The sequence below is a fragment of the Paraburkholderia sp. SEWSISQ10-3 4 genome (genome assembly GCF_030464785.1).
Taxonomy (GTDB): Bacteria; Pseudomonadota; Gammaproteobacteria; order Burkholderiales; family Burkholderiaceae; genus Paraburkholderia; species Paraburkholderia aspalathi.
Genome location: NZ_JALPRI010000021.1, coordinates 63,842 through 77,775 on the forward strand (window position 1 = coordinate 63,842; position 13,934 = coordinate 77,775).

The window sequence follows — 13,934 nt, forward strand, 5'->3', positions numbered from 1 at the left end:
CAAGGATGCGAATTCGCTCCTGCTCGCCGTCCGCATGACCTCCAATCAAGCAATGCCATCCTGCTCGGTGCAGACGCATCAAGTTTTCGTCGCGGCCATCGCCTCAGTGGACTGGCTTTTTGCGCGCAGCAACTCGGTCAGGATTTCCATCGACCGCCCCTCGTCTACCGTTAAGTCAACGAGAAAACGGTCATTATTTTTTTGCAGCCAAGGCATCGACATGTCCCACCATTCAAGTTCAAGAAGCTTCTCGCGGATACGCTCGGAGAAACGGAACCGAACAAGGCGTGCGGGGCTGCCCACATAGATGCCATAGGGTTCGCTTTTGAAATTGGGCGGTACCACGGTTCTTGCACCGATAACGCAGCCATTTTCAATCGTGGAACCGCCAAGAAACATCGCTTCGTCGCCGATCCATACATCGTTACGGATTACTGTGTCGCCGTATTGAGGCGGTGGGACGTTGTTTAGCCCACTGCCGAAGGCGCTCAGCATCGACGTTGAAATCGTCCGCATGTCGTGCTGCCCATTCAGCAGGAACTTCAGTCTCAAGCCACCTGCGACGAATTTTCCGACTACAAGCTTCTGCAACCCTGCGTCATATTTGGCGATTGAGCCGACACCGATTCCCGAACACTTGCCAATCGAGAAAGTCCCAACCTTTGCTTCTTCATCCAGCCAGTCGCGAAAGAAGTTGTTCGGGATCGTCGAGATCGATCCATCCCGATACCCGAGCACGATAAAAGCCTTCGAAAAAGGGTGTTGAGCTTGAACGCCAATAAAGTCGTCTGATGTGGTTACGTTCATGATGGTCCGCAAAAGGTGGTTCGCATCGCGTCGCCAGCCACGCCTCAACATTGAGGTCGCAAAAGCCGACGATGGTCATGAACAGCATATCGGCGAGCACAGAAATGCACTTTGCCGATTAGGACCGCATTTCACGACCAGTTCGATGCGTAACCACATTGCGCGGATCAGCGCCATGCGCTGCCCACTTGCACATAAAACGCGTTCTGCCCCGGCCCGTGCGCGACGTCGACGGGAAGCGGCACACACGAGGAGCGGCGGATCACCAGATGCATGCCCCGTTACTGGAAGGTCGCGCTGATCGACAGTTCGACCGCATTCCCTTTAGGCCGGTTGCTGACGTTGAATTCATTGACCCAACGCAGCGACGCCGACACCGGCGTTTTCTGGACTTTGCCCGACCACGTGACCATCGGCCCGATACCCACCGAGTGCCCTTGACTTCCGCCGATGACATCGGCTACTCCGCCGCTGTCATGACCGAGCTGCTGGATATAGCCGCCCACGACACCCACACCCCAGCCGCTGCCGAAGCGCTTGAGCGCGAGCAGGTCGAGCACGCTAACCGGTGCGTTGTGATAGTGCGTGTCGCTGTTCGGCGTGTAGAAGCCAACACCGTAGTTCAACGACAGCTCGATCTCTTCTTTCGGGAACAGCTTCGTGTAGGAGACCGTCGGCGTGAAGGTCCACGTGTTCTGTCCAGCGTTGGCGAGGCGACTCGAACTGTAGGCGCCGGTCGGTGCGTAAATCTGCACGCTGAACGCGATGTGATCGGTCTTGGTCAGGTGATAGCCCGCCACCACCGGCGTGAAGAAGAGATCGGCGAACTGCGTGCCGTGATCATTCGGCAAACGGCCGTGAAACGACGAGATGTTGGTGTACTGAATTGGCACCCCGAACGAGGACGCGAAGTTCCAGCCGCCCAGCGTAATGCCCCACGTCTTGACCGCGTTGAGGATGGTGTACACCGCCGTGACGTCGACGCCCGCCGTGATCTGACCGGCGATCGGAATCGTCTTGCTCGCGCCGAGCGAGCCTTCGTAATAGATCGTGGTGGCCGACACGATCCAGTCGTCCGTGGGCGGTACGACGCCTGCGTACGGCGTAACCTGCATGCCGGTTATCGGTCTGCCGATGCCACCTTCAGTCGCCCACGCTTGCTGCGAAAGACCCACGCCGGCAGTGGTGAGAAGCGCACCCGTGCACAACCTGGCGAGTGACCGGCTTGCGGACAAACGGTTTGTGCGACTCATAGTCATCCTCACGAAATTAACTTTCCGCACTTCCACCTTGCGGAACAAGGTTTTGACAAACCGCGGCGGCGAGCCGCACGCGTGCGCATCGGCGTGTTTTCTTACGGTTCACGCTTAACCGGCGGCGGCGTCCAGCTGCCGTCGAGCGCCGGCTGCTGCGGCCAATAGGCACGTACGTACAACGAGAACGCTTCATTGGCTGGCGCCGGCAGCCAATTGGAGACCTTGTCGTCACCTGGACTCGTGTTCTGCACGTAGAGCGTCAACGAGCCGTCTGCATTGAACTTCAGGTCCTTGTTCTTGGTGCCGAGCGAGTAGCGGTTCTGCGCATTCGGCGAGAAGAAGTGATGCGAGTTGTACAGCGTCAGCGACCAGAAGCCCTTGACCGGCGGCAACTGATCCTTGGCAAACGTCACCGTGTAGCGTGCGTTGCCATCGAGACGCTGACCTGAAGCGTCGGCATCGCCGTAGAAATACTTGGTCTCGTTAGGCTTGTTGACGAAGATGTTCGACTTCGCCACCGCCGTGCGCGTGAAGTAGTCCGTGCCGAAGGCGGCGCCGTTGCTAACGGTGTTCCAGTTCGCCGGCAGCCGCTTGCCAAAGGTGTTGAAGTTGAACAACGGCGTGACCAGATCCGCTTCGGCCTTGGTCCCTTCGTCGACAATCGCGGCCTTGATCGCCGGATCTTTCTGCGCTGCCGCGATCAACCCGCGCGCCTGCGCGTAGATCGCCTCTTCGCCGCGTTGCGGCGGCGTCTCGTCGAGCACGGTGGACAGCATGTCCCAGAAGCGGTTTGGATCGACCCACTTGATCTCTTCGGCGTTGCCGCCCGCAGCACCACCGGCCTCACCGAAGCTCGGCAACTTCGACCAGTCGGTCTCTTTGACCTTGCCATCGTATTCGGCGAGCGGATACAGGCCAATCTTCGCGAGCACCGGCTGCACGGCCACGCGATCTTCAGGCGTGTCGTCCATGAAAACGCGCGGAATGAAACTGCCGACCCCAGTCGACGAGCGGAACACCTGGCGGATGCCCTTCGGCACCGGGCCGTGCCAGTCAGGACCTGTCAGGAGATAGAAGCCCGGACGTGTGCCGTACATCTTGCCGAGACTCGCGAAACCGTCGGTACGCAGATCGACAGCCTGATAGACCCAGAAGCGTTTGCCGAAATCGGGCACCTGCACGACCACCGGGGTCTTATTCAGATCGAGAATCGACGAGCCATAGACCACGTCCTGGTTCGGACACGCGACAAATCGCTCCTGCGGCTGAATGTAGTCGCGCAGCATCGACAGATGATTCGGTGGTGCGACCGGCACAATGCCGCCGTTCAGGCCCGGCTGCGGCACCTTCTTCATCGCCAGCAGGCGGCCGTAGACGTTCACCATCGGCCACGCCCAGAAGTAGGTCTGGCGCGCTACCAGCCGTGCGTATTCTTCAGAGATCGCGTAGCCGGCCACTGGGCCCGGTACGGACGCCGCGGTGGCCGTTGCATGGACCGATTGGTCTTGCTGGGTCTTCGCCAGAATGGGCGCGGCGACCGACGCCAGTACGGCGGCCGTGACCCATGTCGCGGTTTTCTTATTCATATTGTCCTCAGGTTCGTCCATGCGCGGCTTAGCGCTTTTGGGGCTCGGGGAATTTCCAGTCGCCGTTGAGCACCTTCTCGTCCGGGCCGTAGATGCGCATGACGAGCGTGTACGCACCGGTGGGCGCCGGCAGCCAGTTCGACGTCTTGTCCGCACCCGGCGACGTGTTCTGCACGTAGATATCCAGCGAGCCGTCAGCGCCGTACTTCAGCCCCTTGGTCCGATCGCCGATCGAGTAACGGTTGATCGGATTCGCGACCAGATGGCGCGCAGGCAGGTCGTACAACGTCATCGACCAGAAGAATTTCGCGGGCGGCAGGTCCTTCTTGTCAAAGTGCAACACGTACGGCTGCGAGCCGAGCAGTTGAGCGTGTTCGCTGTTCACGCGCGTGCCGACGTACACCGCTTCTTCCTTCGTGTTGCCGTAAATCCCCATCGCCGCCGCGACGGCGCGGGTGGTGTAGTCGTCTTTCAGATCCGCACGGCTGCCGAACAGGTTGAACGAGCCGGTGGTGTGTTTTTCAGCGTCCGCCAATGCGGCTTTACCGTCCGCGACACCTGCTTCAAGCGCGGCGCGCGTTTCCGGCGGCAAGGCGGCCGGATCGAACGGCGCACCAGGCGCAATGCCGATCTTCGCGAAACGCGCCATCAATTCCTGCTCGGACGGCGCCGGCGGCTGCGTGAACTGCAGCATGAAGTTCAGATACGCGATGAAGTCCGCCGAAGTCGCCTTCGCTTCATCCCACTTCGGAAAATCAAGCTTCGCGACGGGCGGCGGTGCAGCCGCGTGTTCGAAGGTGGACAGCGGCGTGAGCTTGTATTGCTTCTGGATCGCCTCGACGTTCTTGACGTCGCTCGCACCATTGAGCGCAGTGCGGCCGAGCGTCAGGATCAGGTCCGTCTCGGAGCGGAACACCTTGTCGATGCCCTTGGGCGTATCGCCGTGCCAGTTCGGGCCGGCGAACAGATAGTGGCCCGCGCCGTTGCCCGTGGCGCGCGAACCGACATACGCGAAGTTGTAGGTGTACAGGTCGATCCACTGGAAGACGTAGTAGCGCTCTTTCGGCACCGCGGGCACCGTCAGCACCCACGGCTCGCGACGCAGATCGAGCCACGCCCACGAGTACGGCGTGTCGTTGTTCGGCGTGACGATGTCCTTGTTCTCAGGACCGTACGGATGCGAGTAGTTGCGGAACTTGCCGAAGCCGCCCACATAAGACTTCGAGCCGGAATCGATCGCCTGCTCGTAAAGCGTCTTGTAGTTGAACAACATTGGATACGCGTAGAGGAACGCGTCTTTGGCGATCGCTCGTGCTTCTTCAGGCGAGGCGGTGACAGCCGCTGTCGCCGCAGTGGGGGCGCTCGCTTGAGCGACGGCTTGCGTATGCGGCAATGTGGTCAGTGACACGGCCGCGATGACTGCGCAAATACGCAGGCGGTTGAACAAGGTCATGGTTAAGCCCTCTGTTTCTATGCTTGGTTTTTTGTGCTTACTTGCCGAACGTCATGTTCAGCCCGGCGAAGATGGTGAACTTCGGCACGCCGGCGCCGGAATGCGCTACCGAGTATTGCGGCTCGATAAACGCGTTGTAGATGGTCGAGCCGCCTTTCCACGCCTTGCCGGCGCCGAGCCCGACCGGGATGTAATAGCTGCCATGCTGCAGATCGAAGGTCCAGGTGCCGGTCGAACGGATGTACCAGCCACCCGGCAGGTTGAAGATGCCAAATGGCTGCGCGGTGAGCGATTGTGTGGTGGGCCGGCTGCTTTGCCCGGCGAACGAGTGTTGCCACTGCACCAGTGCGCCGAGGAGCCGCGCCTTCGTCGCGCTGACGGCGACAGCGGCAAGACCGGCCTGCCACTTGCCGGTGCCGAGGCTGGGGTCCGTGGCAGTCGGCATCGTCACGAGCGGGCCGACGCCGACCTGCACGTCGCCTTGCGAGAGCAGGAAGATGTCGAAGAGATTCAGGTCGCCGAGACCGGTGTTGTAGCCGCCGCTCGGATCGGGCCGCGTACTGACCGGCACTGTGGCGCGGAAGATTTCCGGCACGCCAATCAGGCTGTTCGGGCCGATCGGCACGGTGGGGCGCAAGAGCAGATCGTTGGTATGCGCACTGGCGCCGAACACGCTCGGCGTGTAGTAATTCTGGATGTTGAATGAGGCTGCCAGATTAAGCGGGTTATTACTTTTATTGGCCTCGTCGGCCGAGGCCTGAGCGAACGCCGGCGACAACATCGCCGAGGCAGCGTATAACGCAGCCGAACTAACCACGCCTTTACAACCCATTCCCGCACCTCGTCTATGGGCATTTCTTATAGGCGAACGCATTCTTTTGCCCAATGCATATAAAGCAAAAGCAATGGCATTCGTATTTTCGAATTGTGTCGAACTAGCGCGAACTAATTCGAGCTAATCGCGGGTGTAAGTTCGCCCGCCCCGGCGGCTACGCGCAACGGGGAAATATGCAAAGCGAATGAGATACGCGATTAATTCGCGCTAAGTCTCTCGAGCAAGCTGGAAAGACAGTACGGCCGGATACAGGGCTTGCATGGACGCTCCTTTCAGACTCAAGAGACGCCGCACCAAACGACGCATGCGGAGGTAAGAAATTCACAATCTGGGAGTGTTGTGGCGGAATGGTAGCAAACGTTTCACGAGATTACAGAGATAAATTTGTAACACGATAGAAAGCTACGCAATTTCGGACGGAGTTAGATTTTGGCCGCCATTCTTATTCCACACAATTGCCATAGTTTTGAGCATTTGTTTGCTTACTGCATAAAAGCCGCATAGCGGCATACACCATTTGCAATTACCGGCATTGACGTCCCCGCTCAAAAAAGCAACAAAATGGGCTGCAACAATCGCCGTGTCCCATTAGACTTGCGCTCGCTCAAAGTTCGATCCACCGCTTTTGATGAGGCTTTCATGATTCGCACGATGCACCGGTACTGCATTGCTTTGACCGTTGTGGTTCTTTCCGCTTGCACCGTTACACCGCACCATGACGCGAGCGAGTCGCCAGCCAGCGCATCGACCGCCGCAAGCCTTGCGTCGTGGAACGACTCCGCGACCAAACGCTCGATTGTCGATTTCGTCACGCTGGTCACCACGCCGGAGTCGAAAGACTTCATCCCGCGTGCGGACCGGATCGCCGTGTTCGACAACGACGGCACGTTGTGGCCGGAGCAACCCGCCTCGGTCCAACTGGTGTTCGCGCTGCAACGCGTGAAGACAGTGGCCGGGCGGCATCCAGAATGGAAACGGCAGGAACCGTTCCGCTCGATTCTGAAAGGCAATTTGAAGAGTGTCGCGGCGAGCGGCGACGCCGGCTCGATGAAGGTGCTGGCGGCGGCACATGCAGGCATGACCAGCGATCAATTCGCCGCGCTCGTGCACGAATGGTTCGACTCCGCGAGCGACCCGCGCTTCAATCGTCCGTACGCCGACCTCGCCTATCAGCCGATGCTCGAGTTGCTCGCCTACCTGCGCGCCAACGGCTTCAGGACCTATCTGGTGACGGGCAGCGATGTCGAGTTCGTCCGTGACATCGCGCAGCGCGTGTACGGCATTCCGCCCGAGCAGGTGATCGGCAGCACCGTCAAATACAAGTACAGCCAGACGAACAGCGCCGTCGCATTGACCCGGCTTGCGCAGGTCGACACGCTCGTCGACGGCGCGGCCAAACCGCTCGCCATCGACCGTGCGATCGGCCGGCGTCCTGTGATCGCGTTCGGCAACGCGGACGGCGATGTGCCGATGCTCGAATGGACTTCGGCAGGCGACGGTCCGCGCCTCGCGGCGCTGCTGCATCACACCGACGGTGAACGGGAGTATGCGTACGACCGCGCTGCGAAAAGCGGCAAGCTCGACAAGGGGCTGGACGAAGCCGGCACGAAAGGCTGGCTCGTCGTCGATATGAAGGATGACTGGACAACGGTGTTCAAGCCGGATAGCGCGGCAACGGCTGCGGCACCGTCCAACTAAGGGCGGCTTGTTGGGAAGGCCGCGCCTGGCAGCGGCCTTCCCGGCCTTTCATCACTCGCTTAGCGGGTTAGCGTGATGACCAGATAGCTGGCGTACAACACGCCGCACACCAACAGCGCCCACACCGGCACGCCTCGCTCGCGCACGTTGATCCGCAGCCACGCGGCGGCGGCGAGCGTGATCACGATGCCGGTCACCACTTCGATACGCGGCGCCCACGGCGTCAGCAGAATTCCGATCGCGGGCAGCAGCGTGCCCTGAAACACCATCGCGCCGGTGATGTTGCCGAACGCCAGTGTGTCCTTGCCGCGGCGAATCCACAGGATGCTGTTGACCTTCTCCGGCAACTCGGTGGCGATCGGAATGATCAGCAGCGACAGCAGCAACGGCGAGACGCCGAGCACCTGCGACACGCCCCGCACGCCGTGGATGAAGCCTTCTGCGCCCCACACCAGCAACGCAACTGCGAGCACCAGTTGCACCGCGATGGTCACGAGATTGGTGGGCAAACCAAGACGCGACAGCAGCATCTTGCCCGGTGCTTCGGTGCCGTGACCGGCGTCGACCAGTTTGTTCGACGCACGGAACGTCATCACCACATAGGTGATGTACACACCGACCAGCGCCGCGCTGAACAGCCCCCGCACGATCATCTGTTCGTGCGGCACGTACATCGCCGCGGCCGCCAACACAAAGGCGCACAGGAAGTAGTTCAGATCCCGAGTGAAACCCGTGCGTTCGGGCGTGACCCAGCCGCCGGCGCCGCGCGTACCGAGAATCGCCAGCGTCATCAGGAAGGTGGAGAGGGTGGAAAGCATGAGCGGCGCGCCAAGAATCGCGCCGACGCCGATTTCCTGATTGACCGCGCTATCGGTCGTGCCGCCCGCAATCGCAAGCAGCGGGACAAGCGTTTCGGGCAAGGCGGTGCCGACCGCTGCGAACAGCGAACCCGTCACGCCCTCGGAGATTTTGAGACGCTCGCCGAGATGTTCGAGTGCGTTGGTGAAGAGCTCGGCCGCCACCAGAATGACGACCAGCATGATGGCGAGTTCGAACAGGAGACCGGTCATGCGTGGCTCCCTGCAAATGCAAAGGGGAAGCGGCACAGCGGACGGGCAAGTGGGGAGACTGGCAGGGCACAACGATGTTTCACAGGGCAACTCCGCGGTCGGACGCAAGTAACGAACCAATGACGCACCGCGACCCGTCCGACCAGAACGAAGCAGTGCGCCAATGGTCTCGCCAAACCGACCCGGTCGAACGCGCCATGACCCGTAGGCCAAGTATGTTGACGCGCTCTCCTTCAATGGATGAAGGAAGGCTACTCCCCAATGACCGGAGGATTCTAACGGGACGGGCGGCTTTCAACAAGCTTGGGATCCGGCGCCTGCGCCGCTCCCGGTTTCACCGCGCACGTCCAGCGCTGCGACGTCAGGCGGCCAAGTGCGTGATCGCCCCGCTGGTAAGATCACTCACCGTCTACGACAGCAGTGAGTCCTCACATGAACTACCAGAATCGCCAGTGGTTTTACGTCAAGCGCCCGGAAGGACGCGTTGGCGACGAGCATTACGAGTTGCGCGAAAGCGAGCTCGACGACAATTTGTCATCGAATGAAGTGTTGATCCGGGCGCGTATCGTCAGCGTCGATCCGTACATTCGAATCCAGCAGCATGAACGCAATACTTACGACGTGCCGCATCCGCTCGGGATCGTCCAGCGGGCGGGCGTGGTGGGTGAAGTGGTGGCGTCGGCGAGCCCGCTTTTCAAGCAGGGCGACTGGGTGTCGGCCTATAGCGGCTGGCAGCTCTACGCCAAATGCCATCACAGCGAGCTGACCAAACTGAACCCCGACGCGGCGCCGGTTTCGACTGCGCTCGGTGTGCTCGGCATGCCGGGACGCACCGCGTGGTTCGGCTTGATGGAAGCGGGCAAGCCGCGTCCTGGCGACACGCTGGTCGTGTCCGGTGCGGCGGGCGCGGTCGGCTCGCTGGTCGCGCAGTTCGGCAAGCGCGCCGGCTGCCGCGTCATCGGGATCGCCGGCGGCCCGGACAAGTGCGCGTTTCTGACCGACACGTTGAAGCTCGACGGTGCGGTCGACTACCGGGCGCATCCCACACTTGAAGGCTTGCAGTCGGCTCTGCAGGCAGCCACCGGCGGCGTCGATGTCTATTTCGACAACGTGGGAGGCATGGTTACCGATGCGGTAATCCCGCTCATCAAGCGCCGCGCGCGAATCGTGATCTGCGGCGCGATCGCTCAGTACGACGGCGGCCTCGACACGCCGGACCTCGCGCCGCGCTTCCTGCAGCACATGCTGTTTCAGCGCGCGACGATTCAGGGGATTCTCGCCCGCGACTTCACGCACCGGATGGACGAGATGCTGCAGACCGTCGCGCCGTGGGTGAAGAACGGTGAAATCGTTTACCAGGAGACGTACGTCGATGGTTTCGACGCGTTGCCGAACGCGCTCAATAGCCTGTTCGAAGGGAAGAACCTCGGGAAGCTGCTGGTCAGGGTGTGAAGGCGTGAGTTTCTGAACGACAACCCCGACACTGGCCGGGGTTGTCGTTTGTGGATTGTTTATTTCCGTTTGCTGCGTCTTTGCAGCATGGCCTCGGTCTCTGGCGCGGTCATGTACCTGCCGGCAACTCTGTAGTCATAGTCCGGGGTGATGGTGATCTGTCCGAGCCGGTAGTCGATGATGAACCGGACCTGGTGTCCGGGCAGGAAGCCTGCGTGTTCGAGCATGGCATCGGTAACCTGCATCCAGGGAAAGGCCGTACGCTTGCCGTGTTCGTGCGTGCGTTCCGCTTCAAGCGCAACGGAAATGCGCGTGACGTGTTCGTCGCGTGCGCGACGTGGTTTAAGATTGGCATCAGCCATGGTCAACTCCTTCGGTGAGTTGGTGGTGGTCAGCGGGCCGTATGGGTTGCCGCCCATGCGGCCCGCGCTTCTTCTACTGCATCAAATCTCCTTCCTTACTGCTGGCTCTGTGCCAGCACCGTATCAAGCATCTCGGACACGAAGCGTTGCCGCGCCTTCGGTAGCCGACTGATCGCTTCGATCTGCTGTTGCAGCTTAGAGGACGGACCGCGTTTGCCGTCGGGGGTGACGTTCTGTCCCAGCAGCTCATCGGATGAAAGCCCAAGCGTTCTGGTCAACTCCGGTAGCAGTGAGGCAGGCAGCCGCAGCCGCCCACCTTCGTAGTGAGCCAGGGTCTGCTGAGCAATACCAAGCTGCCCGGCGAGTTGCTGCTGGGTGAGCTCGTGGGCCTTACGAGCGCAGGCGATACGCACGCCCAGCGCCTTGAAAAACTGTTCGTCCTTTGGGTTCATGGCTAAGTTCAGCGGTGAAAGTCCAGTCATGATTGTAGCTCTGGATTGTGAGTTAATAGGTTGATTTACATCATGACGGAGTACTCTACAGTCGAGTTATTGTTAGTCAAAACCCCTTGATTGGTTTTTAGTCGAAGGACGGATTCATGCCGCGCATCCCTCAGGAAGAACTGGAAACGCACGACGACCCGACGAGCGACCGATACCGAGACCACTTCGCAAGCCAGGCAAGTAAACGTAGTTACAAAAACCTGTTACGGCCCTTTGTTTTTGTAACTACAATAACCATATGAAAACAACTCACGACCAAACCAAGAGCAACGCCAACGAACAGAAGCACGGCGTATCTCTGTCAATCGCCGAAGCGATTGATTGGTCGTCCGTATGGTGCGCACCCGACGACCGCAAGGATTACGGCGAGTTGCGCAAAATTGGCTATGCCGTGATCGACGCCCGCCTCTATTGCGTCGTGTTCACGCAGCGCGGCGAAACCTTTCGGGTTATCAGTCTGCGAAAGGCGAACAACCGGGAGATAGACCGCTATGAAAAAGCAACCCAAATTGATCCGTAATACGCCCGAAGAAGAAGCCGCGATTGCTCGCGGCATCGCGGACGACCCTGACACGTTCGAGCCGACCGATGAGCAGTTCGCACAGATGAAGCCGCGCGGCGGCCGGCCGAAGCTCGCGCACCCGAAAGTCGCGGTGACGATTCGATACGACGCTGAGATAGTGGAGCGTTTCAGAGCAAGCGGCGAAGGCTGGCAAACGCGCATGAACGACGCACTGCGCGACTGGCTCAAGACACACCGCGCATGAGGTGCTAAAGGAGTTGGGAGGATGGGAAACGCTGGAAATGGTGCAACGCTACGCGCACCTGTCGGCCGATCACCTGGCACGTTGGGTTCAGCCGCACACACGGGTCGTCGACCTACAGACGACTGCCGGCCAACTGTATTTTCACTGTGTTGGGGGAAACGGTGAAGCAGAGAAACCGCTGAAAGCCTTACGGCTATTGGTGCGCCCGGCTGGGATCGAACCAGCAACCCCTGCCTTCGGAGGGCAGTACTCTATCCATTGAGCTACGGGCGCTTCAACACGAAAGCGCGGCAACCTGAACAGGAGCGACGCCAAAGCGAGACCGAAAGGATACCCGGTTTCAGCCAAACCGTCCACCGGACGGCCTAGATGGCGGGATCGCGCGCCTCCTGCCCGCCATCCCGGCGGTGCCGGCCGCACCCCGCGATGCGGGTAAACGCCTGCTGAACACCTCGCCGCGCCCCTCGCCGCCGCCGAAATGTTGCGTCTATAATCGTCCGTGCCTGATTAAAGAACAAGAAGTTGCCGTCACGCTGTACCGCTCACATACCCACGGAGACGAGACAAGCATGAGCGAAGCACCACACGGAGCCCCAATCAAAACCCCCGGGCAGCTCATCGCCGCGATCATTGCCAGCTTTGCGGTACCGATCGTCATCATCGTTCTGCTAGTGATCTACGTCGATAATTCGACGCGCACGGGCGCCGGCACAGACAGTCTTTCCGACGCCGAGGTCAGCGCGCGCATCAAGCCGTTCGCGCAAGTCGACATTCGCGATGCCAACGCGCCACGCGTCTACAAGACCGGCGAAGAGGTCTATAAGGCCGTTTGCTCCGCCTGTCACGCGTCGGGTGCGGCAGGCGCGCCGAAATTCACCAATACCGCCGACTGGGCGCCGCGCATCGCGCAGGGTTTCGACACGTTGTTGCACACGGCGCTGACTGGCAAGGGCGCGATGCCCGCGCGTGGCGGCACCAGCCCGGACGACTACAGCGACTTTGAAATCGCCCGCGCGGTGGCTTACATGGCGAACAATTCCGGCGCGAGCTTCCCTGAACCGGCACAGCCGGCAGCGGGTGCGGCAGCCGCCGCGTCCGGCGCTGCCGCCGCGGCGCCGGCGGGTGCTTCGGATGCTGGCGCCGCACAGGCCGCTGCAGCAATGGCGGCCATGGCAAGCGTGCCGCAGGCGGCTGCGCCAGCAGCAGGCGGAGCACAAAGCGCGGACGCCTCGCAAGCCGGCAAGGCGCTGTACCAGCAGGTTTGTCAGGCATGTCACGCGGCCGGCGTGCTGAACGCACCGAAGTTCGGCGACAAGGACGCATGGGCGCCGCGCCTGAAAGAACCAATGGACACGGTCTACAACTACGCCCTGCACGGCAAGGGTGCGATGCCGCCCAAAGGTGGCTCGACTGCCTCCGACGCGGACGTGAAAGCCGCCGTCGACTACATGGTCAGCGCGGCGAAGTAAGGCGCTTCCGGCCCCTGTCGCAAAACAAACAATCCCTGCCCGTGTCGCCACGGTGCAGGGATTTTTTATGCCAAATGCGTTTTACACGCCGTCGGGTCAGCCGCCTGCCGATGCAACTGCGGGACGGCTGAACGCCTCGACAAATGCCAACGCCGGCGTGCTACGCGCCAGCGACGTCAAATGCATGTGCAAGTCGGCAGGGACGAGCCACGGATAGCTCAGCCCATCCTGCAACGCGTCGAGCAACTTACCGTCGACGTCCGGCACGACGTCCATGCGTGCGATGTGAATGTGGAACGCCGTGACGGCCGGTGCCGCATCGAAAGTCCACCGATACATCCCGTGGCCGACGCGCAACGCGCCCGTTGCCCGTTCGCGCATCACCACGAGCCAGGGTAAGGCGTCGATCGTGCCGTTCTCTACCGCAAGCGAATCGCACACGTAATAGGTGCGGCACTGCGCGTACTGCGCACCGAAATCGGTGACGAGCGTTTTAGCAATCGCATCCGTACCGACTGTGCGCGCCGGAAACGCGATATTCGACGTAGCAAGCGAAATTGTGAGAACCGCATTCGGTGCGAAAGCCTCGGCGATGCGGTTAGCACGCGTGTTGTCTTTCGCGTCGATGTAGGTTTCGAGCGCGCGGCGATAGTGCGCGAGCGGTGGCGGGGGCATG

General features: G+C 60.8%; 14 protein-coding genes, 1 tRNA gene and 1 riboswitch. Of the genes, 5 read left to right on the top strand and 10 right to left on the bottom strand.

What is annotated here, in order from left to right:
- Positions 1-78: 78 nt before the first annotated feature.
- The 5 genes from M0D68_RS29030 to M0D68_RS29050 all read right to left on the bottom strand — a co-directional run bounded on the left by M0D68_RS29030 (position 79) and on the right by M0D68_RS29050 (position 5,934).
- Positions 79-807, bottom strand: a complete 729-nt coding sequence (locus M0D68_RS29030) for a CatB-related O-acetyltransferase (RefSeq protein WP_200620192.1) — start codon at positions 805-807, stop codon at positions 79-81.
- Between the two features lie 281 nt (positions 808-1,088).
- Complete coding sequence (locus M0D68_RS29035) at positions 1,089-2,060, bottom strand: transporter (protein WP_266226084.1); 972 nt, start codon at positions 2,058-2,060, stop codon at positions 1,089-1,091.
- 101 nt (positions 2,061-2,161) lie between these two features.
- Positions 2,162-3,649 (bottom strand): DUF1254 domain-containing protein, encoded by a 1,488-nt coding sequence (locus tag M0D68_RS29040; RefSeq protein WP_266226085.1) that lies wholly within the window; start codon positions 3,647-3,649, stop codon positions 2,162-2,164.
- 28 nt (positions 3,650-3,677) lie between these two features.
- Entirely contained in the window at positions 3,678-5,102 is a 1,425-nt protein-coding gene (locus M0D68_RS29045) for a DUF1254 domain-containing protein (protein ID WP_266226086.1), read from the bottom strand.
- A 37-nt stretch (positions 5,103-5,139) separates the two neighbouring features.
- Positions 5,140-5,934 (bottom strand): hypothetical protein, encoded by a 795-nt coding sequence (locus M0D68_RS29050; protein WP_167378469.1) that lies wholly within the window; start codon positions 5,932-5,934, stop codon positions 5,140-5,142.
- Between the two features lie 642 nt (positions 5,935-6,576).
- Between M0D68_RS29050 and M0D68_RS29055 the strand changes: the two genes are divergently transcribed.
- Positions 6,577-7,635, top strand: coding sequence for an HAD family phosphatase (locus tag M0D68_RS29055; RefSeq protein WP_093640726.1), 1,059 nt, complete (start codon positions 6,577-6,579; stop codon positions 7,633-7,635).
- Between the two features lie 59 nt (positions 7,636-7,694).
- Here the strand turns inward: M0D68_RS29055 and M0D68_RS29060 are convergent, their stop codons facing one another.
- Positions 7,695-8,705: a sodium:calcium antiporter gene (locus tag M0D68_RS29060; RefSeq protein ID WP_200620166.1), complete on the bottom strand. Its 1,011-nt coding sequence runs from the start codon at positions 8,703-8,705 to the stop codon at positions 7,695-7,697.
- Between the two features lie 100 nt (positions 8,706-8,805).
- Positions 8,806-8,977, bottom strand: a riboswitch (yybP-ykoY riboswitch).
- A gap of 160 nt (positions 8,978-9,137) precedes the next feature.
- Here M0D68_RS29060 and M0D68_RS29065 point away from each other — a divergent pair.
- A complete protein-coding gene (locus tag M0D68_RS29065) occupies positions 9,138-10,157 on the top strand; it encodes an NADP-dependent oxidoreductase (protein ID WP_093640720.1) in 1,020 nt (339 codons plus the stop codon).
- 59 nt (positions 10,158-10,216) lie between these two features.
- Here the strand turns inward: M0D68_RS29065 and M0D68_RS29070 are convergent, their stop codons facing one another.
- Together M0D68_RS29070 and M0D68_RS29075 are read right to left on the bottom strand one after the other, a co-directional pair.
- Positions 10,217-10,576, bottom strand: a complete 360-nt coding sequence (locus M0D68_RS29070) for a hypothetical protein (protein ID WP_266226087.1) — start codon at positions 10,574-10,576, stop codon at positions 10,217-10,219.
- A 38-nt stretch (positions 10,577-10,614) separates the two neighbouring features.
- Positions 10,615-11,001 (bottom strand): helix-turn-helix domain-containing protein, encoded by a 387-nt coding sequence (locus tag M0D68_RS29075; RefSeq protein ID WP_266226088.1) that lies wholly within the window; start codon positions 10,999-11,001, stop codon positions 10,615-10,617.
- 259 nt (positions 11,002-11,260) lie between these two features.
- Between M0D68_RS29075 and M0D68_RS29080 the strand changes: the two genes are divergently transcribed.
- Together M0D68_RS29080 and M0D68_RS29085 are read left to right on the top strand one after the other, a co-directional pair.
- Entirely contained in the window at positions 11,261-11,542 is a 282-nt protein-coding gene (locus M0D68_RS29080; protein WP_266226089.1) for a BrnT family toxin, read from the top strand.
- Entirely contained in the window at positions 11,514-11,789 is a 276-nt protein-coding gene (locus tag M0D68_RS29085; protein ID WP_266226091.1) for a BrnA antitoxin family protein, read from the top strand. Before M0D68_RS29080 ends, M0D68_RS29085 begins: the two co-directional genes overlap by 29 nt.
- Before the next feature lie 197 nt (positions 11,790-11,986).
- On the opposite strand, the gene M0D68_RS29090 is transcribed toward M0D68_RS29085, so the two are convergent.
- A tRNA-Arg gene (locus M0D68_RS29090) sits at positions 11,987-12,062 on the bottom strand.
- Positions 12,063-12,358: 296 nt separating this feature from the next.
- Here M0D68_RS29090 and M0D68_RS29095 point away from each other — a divergent pair.
- Positions 12,359-13,258, top strand: coding sequence for a cytochrome c5 family protein (locus tag M0D68_RS29095; RefSeq protein WP_211703090.1), 900 nt, complete (start codon positions 12,359-12,361; stop codon positions 13,256-13,258).
- A gap of 96 nt (positions 13,259-13,354) precedes the next feature.
- Here M0D68_RS29095 and M0D68_RS29100 read toward each other — a convergent pair whose 3' ends face one another.
- A complete protein-coding gene (locus M0D68_RS29100; RefSeq protein WP_266226093.1) occupies positions 13,355-13,933 on the bottom strand; it encodes a hypothetical protein in 579 nt (192 codons plus the stop codon).
- Position 13,934 lies beyond the last annotated feature (1 nt).